The sequence below is a fragment of the Kribbella sp. NPDC104740 genome (genome assembly GCF_055583505.1).
In genome coordinates, this window is record NZ_JBVJNV010000010.1 from 193879 (window position 1) to 218837 (window position 24959).

Below are 24959 nucleotides of genomic sequence, written 5' to 3' on the forward strand. Positions count from 1 at the left end.
CGGCTCCTTAGATCGTTCAGTTGTCAGCTCTCCGGGCGGCCCCTACAAGCGCAGGTTCCAGGCATCCGTGCGGAGCGTCGAGATGTGAGTGTCCACGGTACTGCCCTGCTCTGCCAACCCCGCGCTCAGGAGTCGTTCGGCGTCGGCGAGCCAGGGCCACTCGCTGGCCCAGTGTGCGACGTCGATCAAGGCCGGCCCGTCGGCGTACGCGCGGGCCTCGGTCGCCGGGTGGTGCCGGAGGTCGGCGGTCACGTAGGCGTCGACCCCCGAGGCGCGGACGCGATCGAGCTCGGAGTCGCCGGCGCCGCCGCAGACCGCGACGGTCTCGATGATCCTGTCGGGATCACCTGAGACACGCACGCCATGTTCGGTCTTCGGGAGGCCGCGGTCTACTTGCGCGGCGAAGTCGCGCAGCGTCAGCGGCTCGGCGAGCGTCCCGATCCGGCCGCCGCCACGCGGGCTCGGCATCGCGGCCAGCTCCAGTACGTCGTACGCCGGCTCCTCGTACGAGTGCGCGGCGTACATCGCCTCGACCACCGCGCGCCTTCGGCCGCGCGGCAGGATCATCTCGACGCGGGACTCCTCGACCACCTCGATCGCGCCCACCGCACCGATCGTCGGGTTTGCTCCTTCGAGCGGCCGGAACGTCCCCTCGCCGGTCGTCGACCAGGCGGCCCGGTCGTAATCCCCGATCCGGCCGGCGCCCGCCGCCGCGAGCGCATCGATCATCCGCTGCGTCTCGTCGACTGGCACGTACACGACGATCTTGTCCATCGCCTCCGCGGGCATCGCCTTCAACGGCCGCGTGTTCTGCAGATTCAGCGCCGCCGCGAGCGCGTCGCTCACCCCAGGGTTTGCGTTGTCCGCATTCGTGTGACAGACGATCAACGCCGTCCCACTCCGAATCAGGTCATGCACCACCCGCCCCTTGGGCGTGGTCGTCGCGACACTGTTCACCCCACGCAGCAACAACGGGTGATGACTGACGATCAGATCGAACCCACCATCGATCGCCTCGTCCACCACCGCCCGCATCGGATCAACAGCAAACAACACCTTCCGCACCGGCTGCTCCGGATCCCCAGTCACCAGCCCGACGGCGTCCCAACTCTCCGCCCACGAGGGGTCGTACAACCGATCCAGAACCGCCTTCACATCACCCAACGTCGTCGCCACGGAGTCATCCTCCCGCACGGGTCACCCGCGCCGGACCCCCACCACTCACCAACCCCATGCCATCACCCACGCCCCCGCTCACCCGAACTGCTACCCGTGCTGCAACGAGGGGTTACTGAGTGCTGCAGATCCGCCAACCGGCGCCCACCACACAGCCTTGAACGGTGCTGCACGTCGGCCGCCTGGCCTCACCCGGTGCCCCGCAGGGCGCTCCACGGACCAATCCGCTCCACACCGCAGAACCGCGGAGACGCCCAGAGACCGACACCCACCACTGACCAACCCCCACCGCTCGACACCCCGCACGCTCAGCGCTCCGGAGATCCCCGCCCACCTGCCTGGTTAGTCAGTGCTGCACGTCGCCCGCCTGCGGTGGCCCCAGGGCCGCACGGCCCACCGCAGGGCCGCCGGGCTGAAGGTGACCGGGTCAGCGCACCCCGCCGACCCGCCAGACCACCTCAGCGGTGGGCCGTCGCAAACCGCCAAGGGGTTGAGGTGGAGGGAGGGCCTGCCCACCCAGAGCCTTCGCTTCGCTCGGCGATCTCCCCCACCCCCAGCGGGTTGAGGTGGGAAGCTCACCGGCCTGTCTGCTCTCCGCACTTCGGCCGGCAGCGGCGGGACGTTGCATCTACTTGGTCCGGCGAGAACGCGGCGGCCAACCACCAGCCCAAGCGGTTGAGGCAGAAGGACCGCGGAGCCCGCCCGCTCCGGGCCTTCGCTCCGGCCGACGCCCTCCCCGTCACCTCGGGCTCGAAGCGCGCAGCGCCGCGATCCGGCTAGGCGAGCCGGTCTGCCTCCTCCGCACTTCCGCCGGCAGCGGCGGGACGTTGCAGCTACGTGGTCCGGCGAGAACGCGGCGGCCAACCACCAGCCCAAGCGGTTGAGGCAGAAGGACCGCGGAGCCCGCCCGCTCCGGGCCTTCGCTCCGCTCGGGCGACCTCCCCGCCCAACCCGCGACCCTCGCTCGGCTCCCCACCCCCAAGGGGTCGGGGTGGGGAGTCCGTGTCTACCAGCCCACCAGCGTCACCGGTGGGCGGGCTCTTCAGATCAGCCAGGCTGTGGTGTCCGACGGGAGCTTCTCGCCTTCCAGCGGGCCGCTGGAGAGGACGACCGCGCCCTCCGGCAGCTCGATCGGGGCGGCGCCGAAGTTGGTGATGGACTGCCAGCCGCCGGGGCGGCGGAAGTGCAGGGACCACTCGACGGCGTCGACCCACTCGAGGCCCTCGCCGGTTTGCAGGCCTCGGCGTACGGCGAGGGCCTTGCGGTACAGGCTGAGCGTCGAGTCGGGGTCGCCTTCCTGGGCCTCGACCGAGTAGCCGCCGAACCACTTCGGCTGGAGGAGGTGGGAGCCGCCGGAGCCGAAGCCGAACGACAGGCCGCCGACGGTCCACGGGAGCGGGACGCGGCAGCCGTCGCGGCCCTTCTCGGCGCCCTTGGAGCGGAAGTACGCCGGGTCCTGCAGGTTCGCCGCCGGCAGTTCGCCGACCTCCTGCAGGCCGAGCTCCTCACCTTGGTACAGGTACGCCGAACCAGGCAGCGCCAGCATCAGCAGTACGGCGGCCCGTGCGCGCCGCAGGCCCTGCTCGACGTCGACGGTCGGCTCGGTGCCGTTGCTCAGCAGCCACGCCTTGCCGTCCTGCCAGGCGCCGTCGGGGTCCTTCGGCAGCCCGTACCGCGTCGCATGCCGGACGACGTCGTGGTTGGAGAACACCCACGTCGAGGATGACCCGTTCTGCTCGGCGAGCGCCAGGTTCTCCTTGATCACCTGCCGGAACCGGTCGAAGTCCCAGTCGGCCTGCAGCAGGTCGAAGTTGAACGCCTGCCCGAGGCCGGCCGCGCTCGCGTACCGCGCCCGGCGGGCGGCCGGTACGAACGCCTCGGCGACCGCGGACTTCGGCGGGTCGTACTCGTTCAGCACCTGGCGCCACTCGACGTAGATGTCGTGCACGTCGTCGCGGTCCCACAGCGGGTGCACGCCGTTGGACTCCGACTGCCGGGGCAGCGTGGTCTTCGACGGCAGCGGCTCGGTCAGGTCCTTCTTCAGCGCGTGCGCGACGTCGACGCGGAACCCGTCGACGCCCCGGTCCGACCAGAACCGCAGCGTCTTCAGGAAGTCCTCGCGGACGTCGGCGTTGTCCCAGTTCAGGTCGGGCTGCTCGGCCGCGAACAGGTGCAGGTACCACTGGCCGTCGTGGATCTGCGCCCACGCGGATCCGCCGAAGACCGAGTCCCAGTCCGAGGGCGGCTGGTCGCCGTCGCCCTCGCGGAAGATGTACCGGTCGCGCTCGGGCGAGCCCTTCGGCGCGGCCAGCGCCTCCTGGAACCACTCGTGCCGGTCGGAGCTGTGGTTCGGCACGATGTCGACGATCAGCTTGATCCCGGCCTCGTGCAGGGTGCCGACCAGTTCGTCGAAGTCGGCGAGCGTGCCGAGCCGCGGGTCGACGTCGCGGTAGTCGTCGACGTCGTACCCGCCGTCGGCCAGGGCGGACGGGTAGAACGGGCTCAGCCAGACCGCGTCGATACCGAGCGACGTCAGGTACGGCACCCGGCTGATGATGCCCTGCAGGTCACCGATGCCGTCCCCGTCGGAGTCGGCGAAGCTGCGCGGGTAGACCTGGTAGACGACCGCCTGCCGCCACCAGTCGGCATCGGTTGCAGTAGTAGTCACGAGAGCCTCACTCTGAGTGCTTGGTTTATATAGACTTTAAATTTAGAATCTGTAGTATTGTGCGTGCCGTTCCACGAGGAGGTCAAGAGGGATATGCCGAAGACGTCGGCGGCGACTCCGCCGCTGCTGCGCAGGGTCAACGCGAGCAAGCTACTCGGCGTGCTCTCCACCGCCGGGGTGATGACCGGAACAGGACTGATCGAGGCGACCGGGCTGACCCGCGCGACCGTGCACGCGGTCTGCAACGACCTGATCGGGATGGGCTGGGTGCTCGAGCTCGACCCGGTCCGCGACGAGAGCGCGGTCGGGCGCCCGTCGCGGCGCTTCGAGTTCAACAGCGGCGCGGGGTTCGTGCTCGGCATCGACGTGGGCGCGGCGAAGACGACGGTCGTGGTGGCGAACCTGCGCGGCGAGACCGTGGCCAAGGCCGGGCGCTCGTTCGCCGCGGTGAAGGAGCCGGCCGAGCGGACCGACCTGGTGAACGAGGCGGTCGTCGACGCGATGGCGGATGCCGGGGTCGACGACGACCAGGTGATCGCGGCCGGGGTCGGTGTCGCGGCGCCGGTCGACCGGACCGGCAACATCCTGGCCGACGACGAGTTCTGGCGACGCTTCGATCCGGCGCTGACGGCGCGGCTGACCAAGCAGCACGGCTGGCCGGCGCTGCTGGAGAACGATGCGAACCTGGCCGTCCTCGGGGAGCACTGGCGCGGTCAGGGGCAGGGCGTCGACGACCTCGTCGTACTGCTGGCGGGTGAGCGGTTCGGGTCCGGGCTGATGGACTCCGGGCGGCTGCTGCACGGGAGTCGCGGGGGCGCCGGCGAGATGGTGTACCTCAAGCTCGTCGAGGGCGTCGGGGACACGCACGGGATCGCGCGGATCGCCCGCGAGGCGGCCGCGGAGGCGCTCGGGGATCCGGCGGTCGAGACCGTACTGCGTGAGCTGAGCGGCTCGAACCCGGTGACGGCCGAGCAGGTTTTCACCGCCGCCGCGCAGGGTGATCAGGTGGCGAAGGAGATCCTGGAGGTCGTCGGCCAGCGCACCGCTCGCGTGATCGCGACGCTCGGGGTGCTGTTCAACCCCGCGCTGGTGGTCATCGGCGGCGCCGTCGCCGAGGCGGCGAAGCCTTTACTGCCGTCGATCGAGGAGCTGGTCGCGACGTTCACCAGTACGCCGCCGCGCGTGGTGACGTCTTCGCTGGGCGACACGATCGTGTCCGTAGGCGCCGTACGGCACGCGCTGAACTACGTGGAGCAGAACGCACTGGATCTGACGCTGACCGCCCGCCGCTTCTGACCCAGATCCCCCGCCCTGCGGGCGGGAGATCTGGGTCAGAAGGGAGAGCGGGCGAGGCGGGAGTGGAGCGAGAGCGGTCTCGTGCGATCAGTCGCGGGTGTGGTGCTCGGCGACGTCGAGCTCGCCTTCCAGTTCCAGCTCGACGACCGTGCAGTCGCGATCCAGGGCCGTGTCCGAGTCGACGTACAGGTACGTCCAGCCCGCCGCCCCCTCGATCCCGCCACCCTGGCGGTCCGTCCGAAGCTCCACCCCCGAGCCGACGATCGTTGCCTTGCGCACCTTGTTTCGAATCCCCCGAACAGCCAGGTACTCGTTCGGGCGGTCGAACGTGAACAGGTACACCTTCCGCCGATCAGCCGACACCGTCGACGCTCCGTAGAACGCACCATTCGGCAGACCACGCGTCGTCCCGAACACAGCCCGCTCGTGCCGCCGGATCCAGTCCCCCAGCTCCCGCAGCCGCGTGACCTGCTCCTCCGGAATCGTCCCGTCCTCGCGCGGACCGACGTCGAGCAGCAGGTTCCCACCGCCACCGATCGTCTCCGCGAACAGCCGGATCAGCTGCCGCACCGACTTGTAGTGGTGATCATTGTGCTGATAACCCCACGAGTCGTTGATCGTGACGCACAGCTCCCACGGCCCGGCCGGCGGCACGATCGGCACGCCCTGCTCCGGCGTCGCGTAGTCACCGAACCCGCCGCGCATCCGCCCGTTCACCACCGTCGCGGGCAGCTTCGCGGCGATCAGGTCGCGCACCTCGTCCATCCGCCACTGCTCCGGATCGCGCTCCCAGTCCCCGTCGAACCACAGCAGGTCGGGCGCGAACCGATCCATGATCTCGGTCAGCTGAGTCCGGTGGAACGCGAGGAACCGCTCCCACGCCGCCGGGTCCTCCTCGCCAGCGGCCGGTACGGCGTACGGATTGCCCCGCTCGTCCGCGGGCATCCCGGCCGGACGCACCGACGCGTAGTCGGGGTGCGTCCAGTCGAGATGGCTGAAGTAGAGCCCCACGCGCAGCCCGTGCTCGCGCAGCGCGTCGACGTACTCGCGCACGATGTCGCGCCGGGCCGGCGTCGCCTTCACCGTTGACAGGTCGTTCGCCGCGGTGTCGTAGAGCGCGACGCCGTCGTGGTGCTTCGACGTCAGGACGGCGTACCGGGCACCGGCCGCCTCGAACAGCTCGGCCCAGGCCCCGGCGTCGAACTTCGACGCCGTGAACCCGTCGAGCTGCTTGAGGTAGTCCTCGTGGCTGATCTCGCCGTTGAAGAAGGACCAGGACTCGGCGATCCCGTTCACGGCGTAGATACCGTAGTGCAGGAAGATGCCGAGCTTGGCCTGCTCGAACCAGGGCTGGATCGCCATCGCTGACTCCTCAGAGATCGGGTGAGCGATAGGATATAGGATTTACGGTCGGCGAGTCAGGACCTGCGTCACCGCCTCCAGCACGACCAGGTTCCGCCCGTAGGTGACCGCCGTCGGCACGTTCGCCGGCACCAGCGCGCGATCCTCCGGGATCCCCGTGCAGAGCACGAACACGTCGCCCTCGTGGCTCTCGATCAGCAGCTGCAGCGCCGCCCGCATCCACGGCGTCCGGACCGCGTCCTGCACCGCCACGACCAGCGGCCGCCCGATCGCCGCCGCCTGCGCCTCGCCGAGCGCCTCCGCGTCCGCGCCACGCAGTACGACGCCGTCCGAGTCGGGAGCGATCCGCGCGAACACCTCGGGCAGCCCGCTGAAGTACGGGTTCCACGCCGGGTGCAGCCCCTGCGTCAGATCCACCACGTACGGCGAACCGCCGAGCGCCGGGAACTCCTGACCGGTCACCGTCCGCGCCGCGACCTCGCGCGTCGGCGCGCCGTCCAGCCCGGGCAGCCGGGTCCGCGCGGCCAGGTCGGCGGCGAGATCGCGGACCCGCTGAGCCGCCTCGGTGACCCGCGCGGCCTCCAGCGTTCCGTTGCCGACGGCACCGACGATCTCCGCGGTCAGCGCCCGCGGGTCGGCCTCGCCGATCGCGATCATGGCCAGGTCCGCGCCGGCCCGGATCGACTCGACCGCGGCCTGCTCGATCGACCGGGTGCTGGTGATCGCCTGCATCTCGAGCGCGTCGGTGGTGATCACGCCGGTGAACCCGAGCTCGTCGCGGAGCAGCCCCTGCAGGATCCGCCGCGACAGCGTGGCCGGCTGGTCGTCGTACGCCGAGAAGACGATGTGCGCACTCATGATCAGGTCGGCGCCGGCCGCGATCGTCGCCTGGAACGGCGCCAGCTCGACCGCGTGCACCTGCTCGATCGAGCGGTCCACCCGCGGCAGCGCCAGGTGCGAGTCGACGGTGACGTCGCCGTGGCCCGGGAAGTGCTTCGGGCAGGCGGCGATCCCGGCGTCGCGGACGCCCTGGACGAAGGCGACGCCGTGCCGCGAGACGACGCCGGCCGACGTACCGAAGGAGCGGGTGGAGATGATCGGGTTTGCCGGGTTGCTGTTCACGTCGACCGACGGCGCGAGCATCACGTCGATGCCGAGCGCCGCGAGCGTCGCGGCGGCGTCGCGCGCCGAGGCCCGGGTCAGGTCGGCGTCGTCGAGCTCGCCGAGCGCGCGCGGCGACGACAGCGGCCACGGGTTGGCCGGGGCGAGGTGGCTGAACTCGCCGCCCTCGTGGTCGATCGCGATCAGCAGGTCCGGGCGCTCGGCGCGCAGCGCGGTGGTCAGCGCGGTCACCTGGTCGGCGTCGACGACGTTGCGGGTGAACAGGATCACCGCGCCGAGGCCGTTCGCGATCGCGCGGCGCAGGTCGTCGGGGGCGGTGGTACCGGTGAAGCCGACGATCAGGGCGCCGGCGGCGTCGCGTTCCAGTTGGTCACTCATAGCGCAACCCTCTCGCGCCAACCCATGCGATGCCAATGCACCCGGGGATGTCTCACGCCACGTGAGTTCACCAAGGTCACCTCCCAGCGTCATCTCGGGTTCGGAGCCGCCCACAAGGGTGGATGGGAATCCGCCCACCGATCAGTTACGGAGCTCCGCCATGCCCGTCACACCGATCACCCGTCGCAAGCTGCTGGTGGCCACCGCCGCCGGCGCGACCGCCGTCGCCGCAGCCGGATCGCTGCCGGCCGCCGGCTCGCCGATGCCCGTCACCGGCCCGTCCTCTCACCAGCCTCTCCCCGACCCGTTCACCCTCGGGATCGCTTCCGGCGACCCGGACTACCAGAGCGTCGTCCTCTGGACCCGCCTCGCCCTCGACCCGCTGGCCGCCGACGGCATGGGTGGCATGCCGTCGCGCCGCTACCAGGTGCAGTGGCAGGTCGCCCTCGACCCGGCGATGCGTCGCGTCGTACGGTCCGGTGTCGTCTCGGCCACGCCGGAGTCGGCGCACGCCGTGCACGTCGAGGTCCGCGGGCTGCTGCCCGGCCGCGAGTACTACTACCGGTTCCGCTGCGAGCGCCACGTCTCGGAGATCGGCCGCACCCTGACGACGCCGCTGCCGGGCACGTACGGAAGCCCGCTCGACATGGCGTTCGTGTCCTGCTCGAACTACTCCGGCGGCTACTTCACGGCGTACCGGCGGCTGACCGAGGACCACCCGTCGCTGGTACTGCACCTGGGCGACTACATCTACGAGGGCGCGGGCGGCACCGGCGCTCGCGCGCACTCGCCGGCCAAGGAGATCTGGACGCTGGCCGACTACCGGGTCCGGCACGCGCAGTACCGGACCGACCCCGACCTGCAGGCCGCGCACGCGGTCGCGCCGTGGGTCGTGGTCTGGGACGACCACGAGCTGGAGAACAACTACGCCGACGAGATCCCGTCGCCGGCCGGGCAGGCCGGCTTCCTGGAGCGGCGCGCGGCGGCGTACCGGGCGTACTACGAGATGATGCCGCTGCGCCGCAGCTCGATCCCGCGCGGGATCGACATGCAGATCTACCGGCGGATCCAGTGGGGCCGGCTGGCGTCGTTCCACATGCTCGACACCCGCCAGTACCGCAGCGACCAGGCCTGCAACGACACCACCTCGGACTGCCCGGCGGCGCTCGACCCGGCCCGCTCGATCACCGGCCCAGCGCAGGAGAAGTGGCTGCTCGACGGCCTCGGCCGCTCGTCGGCGACCTGGGACATCATCGGTCAGCAGGTCTTCTTCGGCGCCCGCGACTTCACCGCCGGGCCGGGCGTCAGCTACAGCATGGACGCCTGGGACGGGTACGTCGCCTCACGGCAGCGCATCCTCGACGGCTTCCGGCAGCGGCACGTCACCAACCCCGTCGTACTGACCGGCGACGTCCACAAGCACTACGCCAACGACCTGCTCGCCGACTTCCGCGATCCTTCGTCGCGCCCGGTCGGCGTCGAGCTGGTCACCACATCCATCACCTCCGGCGGCGACGGCCAGGACTTCCCCGCCGGCGGCCAGCTCCAGCTCGACGAGAACCCGCACATCAAGCTCCTCAACAACCAGCGCGGCTACGTCAAGACGCGCCTGACCCGCGAGACGCTGCAGGCGGACTTCAAGGTGATTCCGTACGTCAGTACGCCGGGTGCGCCGGTCTCCACGCGCGCATCGTTCACCGTCGAAGCCGGTCAGCCGGGCCTCAACCTGACCTGATCCCTTCCCGCAAAATTGCTCCCCGTCGTACGGCGGGGAGCTTTTTTGTCCTCTCAAAGGCCATCGTTGTCAGTGACGTTCAGTGTGTTCCGGGGCCGATTCTGCGCACTGTGTGGCGTGGTGATGCGTGATTAGCCACAGTTACCTCTCGCTGTATCAGCCACTTGCGGATAACGTTGTCTCTCGACCTGACCGCCACCGACCGGAGTCCGATCACCGTGACAGTGCAGATCACCCGCCCATGACCGACGAGTCCGCGACCGTTCTCGGCATCGACATCGGCGGTACCAAGATGGCCGCCGCGCTGGTGGCCGCCGACGGGACGATTCTCACCGAGGACCGGATCCTCACGCCGCCCGGCGACGCCGACCAGGTGTTCGGCGCGCTCGCGGAGCTGGTCGGGCGGGTCAGCGGCGGTACGACGCCGGTCGCGGTCGGGATCGGGTCGGCGGGGCCGCTCGACCTGACCCACGGGCTGGTCTCCCCGGTGAACATCACCGGCTGGCGCAACTTCCCGCTCGTCGACCGGGTCCGCGCGCTGGTCGGCGACGTACCGGTCGAGCTGGGCGTCGACGGGCACTGCTTCGCGCTCGGTGAGTCGTGGACCGGCGCGGGCCGTGCGGTCGACACGCTGCTCGGCATCGTCGTCTCGACCGGTGTCGGCGCCGGGATCGTCGTCGACGGCAAGCCGCTGCTCGGCCAGTCCGGCAACGCGGCGCACCTCGGGCACATGGTGGTCGACCTGGACGGCGAGGCGTGCGCGTGCGGTTCGTACGGGTGCGTCGAGACGTACGCGAGCGGCCCGCGGATGGTCGCCCGCGCGCAGCGGCGCGGCTGGCGGACGGGCGAGCAGGTCGACGCCGCCGTACTGTCGGCGGACGCCGCGGCCGGGGACGAGATCGCGCTCGCGGTCTTCGACGACGGCGCCCAGGCCCTTGCCGCAGGCATCGTCGCGACCGCGGTGACCGTCGACCTGACCACCGTCGTGATCGGCGGCGGTGTCGCGAAGGCCGGGCCGGTGCTGTTCGACCCGGTCACGCGCTGGGTGAAGCGGCTCGCGCAGCTGCCGTTCGTCACCGACCTCACCGTCGAGCCGGCGCAGCTCGCGAACGCCGGTCTGCTGGGCGCGGCCCGGCTCGCCTGGGCGACCACCTGAGTAGTTGAACTTTGTCGGACAACCCGACAGAAAGCTCACGGTGATCGCGGCCGCACCGGCCGCACGTCGTACACACATTTGCACCGCGCGGAAAGGGATCTCCCGCGCAATTTTGTGCAATTTTTACCCAATGCCGAAAAGTCTGTAACGGCGACCCCTGTCCACCCGATGCAACGGATGGATGGGGTGGGGGCACGTCATCCAAGGGCAATCAGGGGGGCCTGCATGCCAGGGATTGACCGCTTGCGAGTGCGGCGGAGAGGCGACTCTCCGCCGCGCACGCGGGCAGCAGACCATTCGTACGCACGTCCACCAGCGTTGTCCGGGGCAACGCTCGAGCAGAGGAACCGCTCTTGATGGACGCTGCCGTACTCGTCGTCTTCGCACTCTTCTTCACCGCGCTGGTGGTCGTCACCACCAGCGCGCACGGCCGTCTGCGGGCCTCGGTACGCCGCCCGCGCCTGTTCCAGCTGGTCGTCGTCGGCGCCGCCGCCGCGACGGTCCCGGTCGACGTGTACGCCGTCCTGTACGGCACCGTCGCCGGCGTACCGGTCGCCGACGTCGCCGACCGCCTGCTGCTGCTGAACGTCGCCGCCTCGTGCGGCGTCGCGGCCCTGCACGAGTCCCTGCGGGGACGCGCCATCTCCGCCGCACACGATCCGGACGACCCGTCCGAGTCCGAGCGTCCGGTGCGGATGGGCGTGCTGGGCTGGACCGGCCCACTGATCGCGCTGGTCGCGGTCACCGCCGTCGTCGCCCTCGGATCCCGTGGGAACGGGGACGAGCTCGGCAACGTCGGATCCGTCTGGGCCGTCTACTCGCTGCTCATCTGCGTGATCAGTGCCTACGCACTGCTCCGCCGCCGGGCCGCGAGTGCGATCGATCCTCAGGAGGGATGAGGATCAACGCGGGTTCTGCACCGCGGACGGTGGGCCGGTGACTGCGGGAGGGCTGTCACCGGGATCCATCCCCCGTCCGGGGTGCAGAACCGAAGTCCAGGTGTTTCGAAGCCCGCCCGGCGTACGCCGGGCGGGCTTTGCTGTGGGGTGTGTCCCTCAGTCGTGGAGCCACTCCGGCTCGGGCAGCTGGCGGCGGTCGAGCTTGCCGGCGGCGTCCAGCGGGAGCTCCTCGATCGGGATCAGGTCCGCCGGCACCAGGTAGATCGGCAACTCCTTGGTCAGCTCCAGCATCAGCCGCGCGAGCACCGCCGGGTCCTCGTCCTCGAGTACGACGTACCCGATCAGGCACGTGTCCCCCGCCGGATTCACGCACGCGACAACCACCGCGTCGATCACCCCGTCGAGATCGGCCAGCACATGCTCGGTCTCGCCCGGCTCGACCCGGTGCCCGCGGATCTTCACCTGGTCGTCGACCCGCCCAAGGTAGTCGAGCGTCCCGTCCGGCCGCCACCGCCCGAGATCGCGCGTCCGGTACAGCCGGCTCCCCGGCGTCGACGGATCCGCGACGAACGACGTCAGCGTCTCGTCCGGCCGCCCGATGTAGCCCTGGGCAACGGCCACCCCACCGAGATGGATCTCCCCGACCGCCCCGACCGGCACCGGCCGCAGCGCCTCGTCCAGCAGCCGTACGACGACCCCGTCGATCGGCCGCCCGATCGACGGCCGGTCCTCGGCCGGATCGACCTGGTGGATCGTCGTCACCACCGAAGCCTCCGTCGGCCCGTACTCGTTGTAGAGCACGCACTCCGGGTGCGCCGCCAGGAAGTCACGGATCCCGTGCGTCAGCACCATCGCCTCACCACCGGCGACGATCTCCCGCAGCGCCGGCAGCTCCGGCATCTCGTCCATTGTCGCGAGCAGCGCGGTCAGCGGCGTGAACGTCATGAACAGCCGCTCGATCCCGTACTCGGTGAGCGCGGCAACGACCGCGTCCGGGTCGTACCGGTCGTCCTCGCCGATCAGCACCAGCGCCGCGCCCGACGCGAGCGCCGTGAACATCTCCTGCACGTGCACGTCGAACCCGAACGACGTCCACTGCAGCGTCCGCAGCGACGACCGCGACCGCAGGTAGTGCCGGATCAGGTTCACCGGCCCGCGATGCGGTACGGCGACGCCCTTCGGGTTCCCGGTCGAGCCTGACGTGTAGATGCAGTAGGCAACGTCATCGGCCGCGGCCTTCACCGGCGGCGCCTGCCCGGCCCGTACGTCGTCGCCCGAGGCAACAACCGGCACCAGCCGCAGCCCGAGCCGGTCGGCCAGCGCGGCATCGTCACCGACCAGCGCCACCGCCCCGGCGTCGGCGGTCATGAACGCCCAGCGACCCTCCGGGACGCCCGGATCCAACGGCAGGTAAGCAGCTCCGGACTTCAACACCGCCAGTACGCCGACCACGAGTTCGGCGCCCCGCGCGACCCGTACGGCGACCAGCTGCCCAGGCTTCACGCCGAGGTCGACGAGCTGCCACGCGACCGCGTTCGCACGCCGGTCAAGCTCGGCGTACGAGATCTCGCGCTCGCCGTGGATCAGCGCGACCGCGTCCGGCGTACGGGCGACCTGCTGCTCGAACAGTGTGTGCAGCCCGCTCAGCTCGCCGCTGACGACCGCGTTGCGGCGAACGCGCCCGACTGGCCCGCTCGCCGGGGCCGCGCCTTCGAGCTCGCGCAGCGCGAGCCGGTCGGACTCGATCGGCAGCATCAGCTCGGGCAGCGACGCGGCCGGCTGGGTGAGCGCGCGGCGCAGGACAGCCTCGAGGTAGTCGAGCAACCGCTTGATCGTCGACTCGTCGAACAGGCCGGAGCGGTAGTCCGCCGTACAGGTGATGCCCTGCGCGTGGTTGGCGAGCGTGAGCCGGAGATCGAGACCGCTCGGCAGCTCGTCGGTGGTCGGCTCGAAGACGACCAGGACCTGGTAGAGCGGGTCCTGCTCGAGTACGGCGAGGTCGGCGCCGGCGTGGTCGAACGCGCCGGTCGTTGCCTCACGCACCCTTTGCGCGAGCTCACCGAGATCGGGCTCGCCGGACAGATCGATCCGCAGCGGCAACGGGGTCGGCTCCTGGCTGCGGAGCGCGGCCGCGCCGATGGTGATGTCGTCCTGCGCGGCGAACCGGCCGAGCACGGTACCGACGGCGGCGAGCATCGTCATCAACGGGCTGAGCCGCCGCTGCCGGCTGAACGCGAAGACGGCCTCGCCGAGACCGGGGTCGAGCTCGTGCACGAGCGACGCCGTACCGGCTGCGGCCTCGGGGCGCGCCCTGTCAGCGGGCAGAACCAGCGGCTGGGCGCCGCTCAACGCGGTTTGCCAGTACTCGATCGCGGCGCGCTGACGAGCACGCTCGGCTTCGATCGTCGCCGCGTCGCTCTCTTCGACCTGGGGTGAGCTGGAGGACTCAACCGTCTCTGCGGCCGCTTTCGCTTCGGCTGCGGGCTGGGGCACGTCGCCCAGCAGCGCCAGCTGCTCGTGCATCAGCTTCGTGACGCCGTCGACCAGCTGGCTGGCAACCCGCAGCTGCTGCGACATCAGCGCCGCCATCCCCGAGCCCGGCAGATCAGCCTCGCTGGTCGCCGCGGCAGCCGCATCGACTCGCGCCGCCAGCTCGGCGAGGCCCGAACCGAGCACCGCCAGCGCGGTCCGCGAGTTCGGCTCCGGCTTCTTCGGGACCTCGGGCAGCACCTTGATCCGCGGCGGCTTCAGCGTGACCGGCTTGGCCTTCGCGGTGAACGCCGACGGCGGCGTCTTCGCGGCGACCGCCGACGCGAGCTTGTGCGGCGTGATCAGGTCCTCGAACAGCGCCGTCGCCTTCACCTCGACGTCGAACTTGCGGTGCACCTCGTCGACAACCCGCTGCATCAGCGCCGGATCGGCCCCGAGCTCCTTGAACGAGTGGTCGACGGTGACGTCGTACGGGTCGAGGCCGAGCTGCTCGCTGGTCAGGTCGAGCACCAGATCCAGGGACTCCCGGTACCGCTCGGCGACAACCTCGGGGTCCGCCGCGGCGGCGTACCCGGACTCCGCCGCAGCCGCGGGCTGCTCACCTGTAACGGTCATGGGTTGCTGCGCCGCCGCCGACTTGTCCCCAGCCGCAGCACCTTCGGGCTGCTGCTCAGCCGCGCGCTCGTCTTGGACTACAGCTGTCTCCACCGGCACAACGCTGACCCGATCGACATCATCCGCCGGGATCGCGAACGGCGACTCCTCCTCCGCAGCCTCCGGCTCCGCAGGAACCGCCTCGGCCTTCGCCGCCGGCGGGTCCAACGGGATCCGCTTCAGCGCACCACTCGTCCGCTCGACCAACCGCGGCTCATCGGCCGGTTCCTCGACCGGCGCGGCCTTCGCCGACTCCGCCCGCGCGAACACATCGACCGGGTGATGCACCTTCCGGAACGGGTACGTCGGCAACGGCACCCGCCCACCATCGGCGTACACCTTCGCCCAGTTGATCTCGGTCCCCTGCAGGTACAGCTCAGCAAGCCCGTTCATCGTCGCCAGGACCGGATCCTGCCCAAGCCGCTGCGCAGGAATCCACGTGCTGTTCGGCGCGATCCGCCGCCCGGCCGGCGACAGTACGGCGTCCGGCCCGAGCTCCAGGAACCGCCGGCACCCCGCCGCGGTCAGCGCCTCGACGGCATCGCCGAACAGCACCGGCTGCCGCAGCTGACCAACCAGATAGTCCTCGTCGAGCTTCGTCCCGCTCTCCAGCAGCTCGCCCGACCACGACGACACCATCGGCGTCCGCAGCGGCCGAAGCTTGACCGTGGCAACGAACTCGGCGAAGTCGGCAAGGATCGGGTCGACCAGCGAGCTGTGGAACGCCCGGTCGACGTCGAGTCGTTGCCACGACACCTGCAACCGGTCGAGCTGCTCGGCCAGCTGCCCGACGATCACCTCGGACCCCGCCAGCACGAACGACTGCGGACCGTTGCCCGCAGCAACCTCCACACCAGGCGTCTTGGCCAGCTCCCGAACCCGATCGGCATCGGCGCGCACGGCAACCATTGCCCCCGGCACCGTTCCGCGCTGCATCAGCTCGCCGCGCTTCGCGGTCAGCCGGACGCCGTCCGCGGTCGACAAAGCGCCGGCGACGCAGAGCGCGGCGTACTCGCCGACGCTGTGCCCGACGACGAGCGCGGGCCGTACGCCGAACGACTCCCACAGCCGCGCGAGCGCCAGCTCGAACGCGAACAGCGCCGGCTGCGCGGTCTCCGTCGGCCACACGCCTTCGGTCCCGGTCGCCGGGGTGAGCAGCAGCTCGAGCAGGCTCCCGCCGAACTCGTCGGCGTACACCTTGTCGCACTCGTCGAGCACCGACCGGAACACCGGGAACCGTGCTGCAAGACCTGACGCCATGCCACGTCTGGCAGCACCCTGCCCCGTGAACGCGTACCCGAGCGGGCCGGGCCCGCCGCGCGGCACCTCCGCCGGGATCGCCGAACCGAGCGCCTCCGCGAGCTCCTGCTCCGAGGACCCGGCGATCGCGATCCGGTGCCGGTGCGCGGGCCGCCCGAGCGCCGCCGTACCGGCGAGGTCGATCAGGCGGTGCCCGGTCCCGGCCTCGAAGTCGGCGCGGTACAGCTCCGCGAGATCGCTCAGCCCGTCCGGGTCCGGCGCGGACAGCGCCAGCACGACCGGGCCGTCGTCGCCGCGCCGGATCTGCCGCGGCGCCTCCTCCAGGATCACGTGCGCACTGGTGCCCCGGGCATCTATCGCGCTGACGCCCGCGCGCAGCGGCGTACCGGACTTCCAGTCGCCGACCTGCGTGCCGATCACGAACGGGCTGCCCGACAGCTGCAGCTTCGGGTTCGGCCGGTCGTAGTTGATCGTCGGGACGAGCGTGCGGTGCTGCAGCATCAGGATGGTCTTGATCAGCCCGGCCATCCCGGCCGCGCTGGCCAGGTGCCCGATGTTGGGCTTCACCGACCCGATCGTGCAGAACCCGACCTTGTCCGTGTGCTTGCGCAAGGCATTGCTCAGGGCAAGGAACTCGGCCGCGTCGGCGTCCGGCGTACCGGCCGCACTAGCCTCGACGTAACTGATCGACTCGGCCGGGACACCCGACTTCTCCAGCGCCCGCTCGACCAGCTCGACCTGGTCCCCTTCACTGACGGCGGACCCACGAATCACGGCGTACACGGTGTCGCCGTCGGCGATCGCCTGGTCCAACCGCTTCAACAGCACGGCGGCGACGCCGTTGCCCCCCACGGTCCCGTCCGCGTCGGCGTCGAACGCCCGCAGATGCCCCGACGGCGAAAGGATCGACCCCGCACTCGCGTGATAGCCCGTTGCCTGAGGCACATGAACCGCGGCCGCTCCGGCGAGCGCGAGATCGGCATCCCCACTCCGCAACGCCTGACAAGCCAGATGCACCGCGATCAACGACGACGACCAAGCCGCCTGTACGCCGATCGCCGGCCCCGTCAGCCCGAGCCGGTAGGCCACGCGAGTCGCCAGATTCTCGCCTGGCTGCGCGCCGTACAGGTTCATCCCCGACCCGGCGAACACCCCGATCCGGTCCGTCGACCCCGCGTGCCCACCGTGCTCCAGCGCCTGCTGACAAACCTCGAGGAACAACCGCTGCGCCGGATCGGTCAGCTCGGCCTCACGAGCGCTGAGCCCGAAGAAGGCAGCATCGAACGACTCCACGTCATCCAGCGCACCACTGACCGCGACGAGCTCGTCATCCCCAAACGCCTCAGCGTCGCCAAGCTCCTCCGGCGAAAAGCGCCGCAGACTCTCGACGCCGTTGACGAGGTTGTCCCAGAACTGGTCCAACCCGCCCGCGCCGGGAAGCCGAGCAGCCAACCCCACCACAGCCACGGGCTCCACAACCACACCCGCCGCCGCACCGCGCCCCGCGTGAGCCGGGCTCTTCACCGCCGCCGCAGGCACCAACTCCGCAACAGAAACATCCGCGGCGCCCGTCGGCTGGCCATCGCCCGCCTGCTGGTCGTCGTCTCCCGCCCGCCGAGAAGGAAGCACCGGCGCAGCCGCAAGCCCCGCGGAGGCACTAGCAATCGCCACGCCCTCCTCCGAGGCGCCGGCAGCTGCCGCTTCCTCGTCCGAGGTGCTAGCAACTGCCGCGATCTCCTCAGAAGCCCCGGCATCGGCCACCGACTCGCCAACGCCCGGGACCTCGCCAGCCGCCGGTCCGACGCCCGCGCGCGGCACGTCACCGTCGGCCGGCACGTCACCGTCGGCCGGTACGGCGGCGTCGGCCGACTCATCGCCGGTGACCTCAGCCGCGTTCTCGGCAGCCGCCTCGGCGACGAGCCCGACTCCCGCCTCGCTGGCCCGCTCTGCGTCACCAGCCGGCTCGCTCTCGCCCAGTTGACCAGCCTCGGCCGCCGTGGCGCTGTCGCCCTCAACCGCCGCCGAGCCCTCGTCATCCGCCGGAGCGTCTACCGACTCCGCCGCCAGCTCCGCGACCTCAGGCGCACTAGCGTCCTGCTCCGCGTCACCGGCCCGCTCAGCGTCGCCGCCCTCGGCAGTCCGCTCAACCTCGGCAGCCTCTGAAGCCTGCTCAGCCTCAGCAGCCTGCTCACCGTCGCTGGCTCGAGCAATCGACTCGGCTTCAGCATCCTTCGGGGTATCTTCGGGTTCGACGGTCCCCCCAGCCTCAGACACCTGCTGAGCCTCGGCAACCTGCTCAGCTTCCCCGACCAGCCCAGCCTCAGCGTCCTGCTCGGCCTCACCGGTCTGCGCACCTTCAACGGCCCGCCCGGCCTCGCCGGTCTGCACTGCTTCCGAGACCTGCTCAGCCTCACTGGCCTGCTCAGCGTTACCGGCCAGCTCAGCTTCACTAGCCTGCTCCACTTCCGCAGACTTTCGAGCCTCGGCGGCCTCCTCGGTGCTTCCGGCAGGCTCGGTCGCGCCAGACCCCACGGCGTCCTCGGGCGACGACGCATCGGCTTCTGCCGGTGCCGTGTCGTCCTCGGCAGCTGCCGACAGCGACTCCTCCGTCGTCTCCTCGTCTTCTGCTGCCGCAGGCGCCGCATCATCGGCGGCCTGAGCGTCTACCTCGGCCGCCGCGTCGCCAGCGGCAGCTGCACCGTTCGACTCGTCGGCACGCACCGCCGCACCATCGCCGGACGATCCGTCGACTCGATCCTGCGTCTCACCGGCCGGGTCGTCGACATCAGCCTGTTCGGCTTCGTTGGTCGGCTCGACGGCGTCAGCCTGCGCGTCTACCTCGGCCGCGTCGCCTGCAGCCGCTACATCGTCCGACTCGTCGGCACGCACCGCCGTACCGTCGCCGACCGGGTCGTCGCCCAGAGCCTGCGCCTCACCGGTCGGCTCGTCGGTGTCGGCCTGTTCGGCTTCGTCGGTCGGCTCGTCGATGTCGGCCCGCGCGTCCTCGTCGGCAGGCCGCTGCGCGTCTGCACCGATCGACTCGGCGAGGTCCTGTGCTTCGGCGTCGGTGGACAGCTCATCACCGGCAACTCGAACCGCAGCGTCGTCGCGAACCGTCTGCTTTCCAGCCTCGGCAGCCTGGTCACCACCGACCGCCGGCTGATCGGCCGCCTCGTCGGCATTTGCCGGGGCGTCCGTCTCGACGCCCGGCTCGCCAGCGCCGTTCGACGCAACCGCAGCCTCGCCGGCCTCCTCGGTCGCCGCCTGCGCATCCGGAGCGGCGGACTCGTCGACGGTTGAGTCGGAGTCCGCTTCATCAGTCTGTACGGCGGATGTGTCGCCCTCGTCTGCGGCTGCATCTGCCGACGTCACGTCCGCAGCCTGCGGGTCAGCCGACGCGTCACCGTCGGCGTCGGACTCAGCCGCCGCGTCCTTCGACGGCCCGTCGGTCGACGCCTCGTCCAACTGCTCATCAGCCGAGCTCGGGGTGGCTCCGGAACGGTCGGCGGGTGCGTCGATCGCCACCTCGTATGTCACCGCAGCATCGAGCTGTTGCTCGGCGGCCGAGGCCTCGCTCGTCGCCATCGCGTCGGCCTCGCCGACGTCAGCCGGGACCGCGTCAGTTGGCGACTCGTCCGTCGCCGCCGCGTCAGCATCGCTCGCGTCAGCAGTTGCTGTGTCGGTCGGGAGCATGCCCGTTGCGCTCGCATCGGCGAGGTCCGCGTCAGCCGGTGCCGCGTCACTTGGCAGCTCGCCCGTCGCCGCCGCGTCCGCCTCGCTCGCGTCAGCAGCCGCCGTGTCGGTCGGGAGCACACCCGTAGCGCCCGCGTCGGCCAGCTCCGCGTCAGCTGGTGTCGCGTCAGCTGACAGCTCGTTTGTCGCAACCGCGTCTGCTTCGCCAGGGTCGGCAGGCGTCGCGCCGGTGGGGAGCTCGCTCGTTGCTGCCGCGACGGCTGGGGCCGCATCAGCTGGTACGGCGCTGGTCGGCAGGGCGTCGGGCTGGGGCGCGTCGGCCTGCTTCGGGGCCGCCGACTCGGCGTCGGGCGTCTGTACGTCGGGCGAGGGGACGTCCGTAGCTGCTGCAGCCTGCCCGTTAGGTGAGCGAGCGTCGGAAGCGGCTGCGCTTCGGTCCTCAGTGGACACGCTGACTGGCTGGTCGCTGGCGTCGGATGCCTGCGCCGATGTCAACGTGTCGGCCGAGGGTGCGTCAGTCTCAGGTACGACGGCCGAGGCTGCGCCAGCCTCAGTCTCGTCGGCCGCGGGTGCGTCGGCCGCGAGCGCTTCGGCGATGGCCGCGTCGGACTGAGTCTGCTCTGCGTCGGTCGGCTGCGGGTCTGCTTCGGCCGTTCGGTCTGCGCTTGGCGCCTCGGCGGACCGTTCGGGCTTGTCTTCGGCGGATCGTGCGGGCTTGTCCGCAGCGGATCGTCCGGGCTCGTCCGCGGCATTCGGCTGGTGCTCGGGCGTGAGTTCGTCAGCTGATGCCGGCTCGGCTTCGAGGGCGCTGGCGGTGAGCAGGGCGTCGGCTGCGGTTGCCTGCTCCGGCTGAGAAGCGTCGACTGCGGTTCCCGACTCCGGCTGAGAGGCATCTGAGGGCTGCGCTTCCGTGCGCGGCTCGTCGGTGGACTTCTCGTCGGTTGCGGATGAGATCTCGGCGTCGACGGAGGCCGGCTCGCCATCAGCTGGCGCATGCTCGGCGCCGGAGGGTGCCAAGGTCTCCGCGGCGGCTTCCGGGGCCGACGTGGCGTCGGGAGACAGGCCGGTCGACGCGTCCGCCGAGCGGGCGTCGGGGAACGACGTCGTGCCGTCAGCGGGAGTAGGAGGCTCGAGCGCATCGTCCGGCGACGGGAGAGACGCGGCGTCTGCGGACGTGAGCGCGTCCGAGGCTGCGGACGTGGTGTCTGCGTCAGGGGACAACAGAGCCTCGGACGGCGCGAGCTCGGCGTCGAGCCTGAGGGCGTCGGATGCCGCGAGCTCGGCGTCGGGCGTGAGAGCGTCGGACGGCGCGAGCTCGGCGTCGGGCGTGAGAGCGTCGGACGGCGCGAGCTCGGCGTCGGGCGTGAGAGCGTCGGACGGCGCGAGCTCGGCGTCGGGTGTGAGGGCGTCACTCGCCGTCGAGGGGGCAGCCTCCGGGGACGGCAGGGCGTCAGCGGATGTCGGTTCCTCGGAGCTGGTCTTGAGCGCGTCAGCGGGCGACGGCTTCGCGGGAGCCGCGTCCAAATCATCGGAGGGCGCAGCCGACAGCTCGTCGTACGGCGGAGCATCCCGGTTCGCCCCCAGCGTCGGGCGCTCGGGCGGCTTCGGGATCGAGTCCTTGATCTCCCGCCGCCACGCCAGGCGCACGACCGGGAGCTCCATGGTCCGCTCCGACGGGTCCTCCTCGAACGTCGGCGGCTCAGCCGCGCGATCGAGGGGATCGGCAAGCGCAGCAGGGCGGAGCGGCCGGGAGTGGTCGAAGCTGTTTTCGATCCAGCGTTGTTTGAGGAGGGGGCGGAGGATCTTGCCGCCGGGGGTGGTGGGGAATTGGTGGAGGGGGACGGGGACTACCTGGGCGGTCAGGGCCAGGCGGGTGAAGATGGTTTCGCCGATCGCGGCGGCGAGGTCTGCGGTCGCAGTTTCGGGGACGTCGGCGTAGAAGACCATCAGGCGGTCGGTGCCGGTGGTGCTGTCGGCGATGCCGCAGGCGGCGATCAAGCCTTGGGGGGCGCCGGGCACCGACGCGGCGACGGCCTCGATCTCGTGGGCGTAGTGGTTTTCGCCGTTGAGGACGATGCGTTCGCTGTCGCGGCCGGTGATGACGACCTGGCCGCCGGCGATGAAGGCCTGGTCGCCGGTAGCGAGCCACTTGCGGGCGGGCCAGTTGCCGACGGGGAAGGCGGCGCGGTCGGCGTCGGGGTTGCCCAGGTAGCCAGGAGTCACGCGGGCGGAGGCGACCTGGAGCTGGCCGATGCGGCCTTCGGGGAGGACGGCGCCGTTCGGGCCGACGATGCGGACCGTCGTACCGGGGGCCGGTGCGCCGACCGACAGCAGGTTCAGTACGCCGGGGGCGTCGACGCGCGGCTTGCCGGGGCGGGCGACGGCGACCTTGCCGGAGGGGGTGTGCTGGTCGACCCACTCGACGACGCCGGTCGGGGGGATGCGGACGCGGTGCACGTTCGGGGTGAGGCCGGGGCGGGCGAAGGTGATGCCGGTGACGGTCTCGGTCATCCCCCAGGCCGCGACGAAGGTCTCCGGTACGACGCCGAAGCGGTTCGTCAGGCGCAGGAACTCGCTCATCACCGGGACGGTGATCTGCTCGCCGCCGCTGACCAGGCTGCGCAGGGCGGACAGGTCCCAGTGCCGGTCCGGTTCGCCGGCGATGGCGGTGGTGACGAGGCGGTAGCCGAAGTTCGGGGACCAGGAGTGGTTGGCCCGGTGGGTGTCCATCAGGTCGAGCCAGCGCAGCGGGTTCTGCAGGATCCAGCCGGTGTTGACGTGGATGTTGGTGCAGCCGGTGAAGACGGGCAGCAGGTGGTAGAGCAGGAACGCGCCGCTCTGGTCGAGCGGGAGCCAGTTGAGCGTGACCTGGCCGGGGCGGACCGGCAGCATCGCCGGCGTACCGGCGGCGAACTCGACGAGGCCGCGGTGGGTCAGCTGGGTGAGCTTCGGCGTACCGGTGGCACTGCCGGACGACATCATCAGTACGGCGACGTCATCGGCCGCCGGGCGGTGGAAGTCCGATGTCGGTTCGTGGCCGGCCAGGGCGTCGGGGTCGAGGACGGGCAGGCCGAGGTCGTCGGGGAGGTCGCTCGGGCGGCCGATCAGGACGGTCCAGCCGAGCAGGTCGGTGACCTTGCGGAGGCGCTCGCGGCCCTCCTCGGAGCGGTCGCCGGCGGGTGAGGGCGAGATGAGCAGCGGGCGGATGCCGCCGAGGGTGCAGGCCCAGAAGGCGGCGAAGAAACCGACCGGTTCGGTGCAGTGCACGACGGCGGGGTCGCCGGCGCGGACGCCGTTGGCGCGCAGGCCGGCCAGGATCCGGGCGGCGAGCTCGAGCAGGGTCGGGAAGTCGAGGCGGGTCTCGCGGCCGTCGGGGCCGATCTCGACGACGCCGGCGGTGCCGAAGTCGCGGGCGGCGCGCAGGAGCGCGCTGGGCAGGTCACGGGGGTACCCGGCCGGGATCATCAGGGCCGGCCCGGTGCTGATCGCCGGTCGGTCCGCGCCGTTCCTCACCACGCCGAAGCCACCACCAGGTCAGCCTGCTCCGGGGCAGCAGTCGTCAAACCCGGTACGACGTACGCCTGCCGGACGTGGGCGGTCGGGTGCGGGTCAGGGAAAGCGGAGTGAGAGGGGGCCGTCGCCCCCGGGCGGAGCGGCCTCGCGGCCGCGCGCGAACCAGTGGTGCGGCAGGCGGTCGGGTTCGGGGAAAGGTTGAACAGCTGCTGGGGACGGGTGTGGACCTCAGCGGGGCCAAGTCGGCGACCCACGGACACGCGCCTCCCCAACTGGACGGAGCCGGGCTCAGGGCAGACCCGTCTCGCTCTCACCGACAGAACAGCCCCGTTGCGGCCGGGCGGCGTTGCCTCAACGTGCCGACCGACAGCCGTGAACCCTACCAGCCGGTGGGTGGGCTGGAGGAGTCAGTTCTCAACAGCCGAAAGTTAAGAAATCGTTCGGCCGCTGACAGAGAAGACAACGAGCGTCGGGCCGATCGGATACGGCCGAACCGCCAACTGGCAGGAAGCCGCCACGGCGTACGGGAAGGGTGGGTGCTGAGGGGATCGAACCCCCGACATCTTCCTTGTAAGGGAAGCGCTCTACCGCTGAGCTAAGCACCCGGGAGCGACGTACTTTACCCGAGTCCGGGGACCAGTTCCGCCAACGCGCGGGCGTAGTCGCCGGGGTCCCGCGCGTCCGGTACGTCGTTGACCACCGACCAGCGCACGATCCCCGCGGGATCGATCACGAAGGTCCCGCGCAGCGCGCATCCGCGCTCGGCGTCGAACACCCCGTACGCCGACGCCACCGCCCCGTGCGGCCAGAAGTCGCTGAGCAGCGCGAACTCCAGCCCCGCCGACTCGGCGTACGCGCGGAGGGTGAACATCGGGTCGCAGGAGACCGCGACGAAGTCCGCCGCGGCGAGCAGGTCGGAGCGGTCCCGCAGCGCCTCCAGCTCGCTCGTGCAGACCCGGCTGAAGGCGTACGGGTAGAACACGACGACCACCGGCCGCCCGCCCCTGAGGGAGCTGAGGCGGAACGGCTCGCCGTGCTGCGTGCGTGCGGTGAAGTCCGGTGCCGCGCTGCCGACCTGGGGGACGGCAGCGGGGCTCACTTCTTGACCCGTGGCGACTTCGGCATCACCAGTTTGGTGGCGGACCAGTCGTCGGTCACCGTCAGGCTGCTGGTCGTGGACAGCCCGGCGGTCGGGGCCGCCTCGGCGATGTCGCTGGCGTCGACGTAGCCGTCCCGGCCCACCTTCGGCGTCATCAGCCACACCACGCCGCCGGCCTTCAGGTCGGTCAGGACGTCGAACAGTGCGTCGACCAGGTCGCCGTCACCGTCCCGGAACCAGAGCAGTACGACGTCCACGACGTCATCGGTGTCCTCGCCGACGAACTCCTCGCCGGTCGTGGCCTGGATCGCGTCGCGCAGGTCGTCGTCGCAGTCGTCGTCGTAGCCGAGTTCCTGGACGACCCAGCCGCTCTCCAGGCCGAGCCGGCTCGCCATGTTCGGCTCGCCGCTCTTGCCGTCCGCGTGGTCCGCGGTCGCGCTCACGTGTCCTCCTCCGTC

11 protein-coding genes and 1 tRNA gene are annotated in these 24959 nt (G+C 71.0%); 4 read left to right on the plus strand and 8 right to left on the minus strand.

All coding sequences use genetic code 11. From position 1 onward, the window contains the following. Positions 1-42: 42 nt before the first annotated feature. Both ACZ6Z4_RS36450 and ACZ6Z4_RS36455 read right to left on the minus strand, forming a co-directional pair. Positions 43-1176 (minus strand): Nif3-like dinuclear metal center hexameric protein, encoded by a 1134-nt coding sequence (locus ACZ6Z4_RS36450; RefSeq protein ID WP_465576057.1) that lies wholly within the window; start codon positions 1174-1176, stop codon positions 43-45. A 1042-nt stretch (positions 1177-2218) separates the two neighbouring features. Beyond that, the gene (locus tag ACZ6Z4_RS36455) at positions 2219-3844 is read right to left on the minus strand and encodes a glycoside hydrolase family 13 protein (protein ID WP_465576061.1); all 1626 of its coding nucleotides are present in this window, start codon (positions 3842-3844) and stop codon (positions 2219-2221) included. Between the two features lie 93 nt (positions 3845-3937). Between ACZ6Z4_RS36455 and ACZ6Z4_RS36460 the strand changes: the two genes are divergently transcribed. Next, positions 3938-5140, plus strand: a complete 1203-nt coding sequence (locus ACZ6Z4_RS36460) for an ROK family protein (protein ID WP_465576067.1) — start codon at positions 3938-3940, stop codon at positions 5138-5140. A gap of 87 nt (positions 5141-5227) precedes the next feature. Here the strand turns inward: ACZ6Z4_RS36460 and ACZ6Z4_RS36465 are convergent, their stop codons facing one another. Together ACZ6Z4_RS36465 and nagZ are read right to left on the minus strand one after the other, a co-directional pair. Next, entirely contained in the window at positions 5228-6502 is a 1275-nt protein-coding gene (locus ACZ6Z4_RS36465) for an alpha-L-fucosidase (protein ID WP_465576070.1), read from the minus strand. Positions 6503-6544: 42 nt separating this feature from the next. Then, positions 6545-8002 carry a beta-N-acetylhexosaminidase gene (gene nagZ, locus ACZ6Z4_RS36470; RefSeq protein WP_465576073.1) on the minus strand — a complete coding sequence of 486 codons (1458 nt, stop codon included), beginning with the start codon at positions 8000-8002 and terminating at the stop codon, positions 6545-6547. Positions 8003-8162: 160 nt separating this feature from the next. Here nagZ and ACZ6Z4_RS36475 point away from each other — a divergent pair, with 160 nt between their 5' ends. The 3 genes from ACZ6Z4_RS36475 (at position 8163) to ACZ6Z4_RS36485 (ending at position 11792) form a co-directional block, all read left to right on the plus strand. Further along, the gene (locus ACZ6Z4_RS36475; protein ID WP_465576078.1) at positions 8163-9737 is read left to right on the plus strand and encodes an alkaline phosphatase D family protein; all 1575 of its coding nucleotides are present in this window, start codon (positions 8163-8165) and stop codon (positions 9735-9737) included. A gap of 241 nt (positions 9738-9978) precedes the next feature. Continuing rightward, positions 9979-10893 (plus strand): ROK family protein, encoded by a 915-nt coding sequence (locus ACZ6Z4_RS36480; RefSeq protein ID WP_465576082.1) that lies wholly within the window; start codon positions 9979-9981, stop codon positions 10891-10893. A gap of 356 nt (positions 10894-11249) precedes the next feature. Beyond that, positions 11250-11792 carry a hypothetical protein gene (locus tag ACZ6Z4_RS36485; RefSeq protein ID WP_465576085.1) on the plus strand — a complete coding sequence of 181 codons (543 nt, stop codon included), beginning with the start codon at positions 11250-11252 and terminating at the stop codon, positions 11790-11792. Between the two features lie 156 nt (positions 11793-11948). Here the strand turns inward: ACZ6Z4_RS36485 and ACZ6Z4_RS36490 are convergent, their stop codons facing one another. The 4 genes from ACZ6Z4_RS36490 to ACZ6Z4_RS36505 all read right to left on the minus strand — a co-directional run bounded on the left by ACZ6Z4_RS36490 (position 11949) and on the right by ACZ6Z4_RS36505 (position 24944). Continuing rightward, the gene (locus ACZ6Z4_RS36490; RefSeq protein WP_465576088.1) at positions 11949-23402 is read right to left on the minus strand and encodes an amino acid adenylation domain-containing protein; all 11454 of its coding nucleotides are present in this window, start codon (positions 23400-23402) and stop codon (positions 11949-11951) included. A 533-nt stretch (positions 23403-23935) separates the two neighbouring features. Next, a tRNA-Val gene (locus ACZ6Z4_RS36495) sits at positions 23936-24007 on the minus strand. 14 nt (positions 24008-24021) lie between these two features. Beyond that, positions 24022-24501: a peroxiredoxin gene (locus ACZ6Z4_RS36500; RefSeq protein WP_465576091.1), complete on the minus strand. Its 480-nt coding sequence runs from the start codon at positions 24499-24501 to the stop codon at positions 24022-24024. Further along, a complete protein-coding gene (locus tag ACZ6Z4_RS36505; RefSeq protein ID WP_363674926.1) occupies positions 24498-24944 on the minus strand; it encodes a DUF3052 domain-containing protein in 447 nt (148 codons plus the stop codon). Before ACZ6Z4_RS36505 ends, ACZ6Z4_RS36500 begins: the two co-directional genes overlap by 4 nt. Positions 24945-24959 lie beyond the last annotated feature (15 nt).

What these genes read in the sequence shown, in the direction of transcription:
- ACZ6Z4_RS36460 (WP_465576067.1), top strand. Translation starts at nt 3,938, where the DNA reads ATGCCGAAGACGTCGGCGGCGACTCCGCCGCTGCTGCGCAGGGTCAAC.
- ACZ6Z4_RS36465 (WP_465576070.1), bottom strand. Translation starts at nt 6,502, where the DNA reads ATGGCGATCCAGCCCTGGTTCGAGCAGGCCAAGCTCGGCATCTTCCTG.
- nagZ (WP_465576073.1), bottom strand. Translation starts at nt 8,002, where the DNA reads ATGAGTGACCAACTGGAACGCGACGCCGCCGGCGCCCTGATCGTCGGC.
- ACZ6Z4_RS36475 (WP_465576078.1), top strand. Translation starts at nt 8,163, where the DNA reads ATGCCCGTCACACCGATCACCCGTCGCAAGCTGCTGGTGGCCACCGCC.
- ACZ6Z4_RS36480 (WP_465576082.1), top strand. Translation starts at nt 9,979, where the DNA reads ATGACCGACGAGTCCGCGACCGTTCTCGGCATCGACATCGGCGGTACC.
- ACZ6Z4_RS36485 (WP_465576085.1), top strand. Translation starts at nt 11,250, where the DNA reads ATGGACGCTGCCGTACTCGTCGTCTTCGCACTCTTCTTCACCGCGCTG.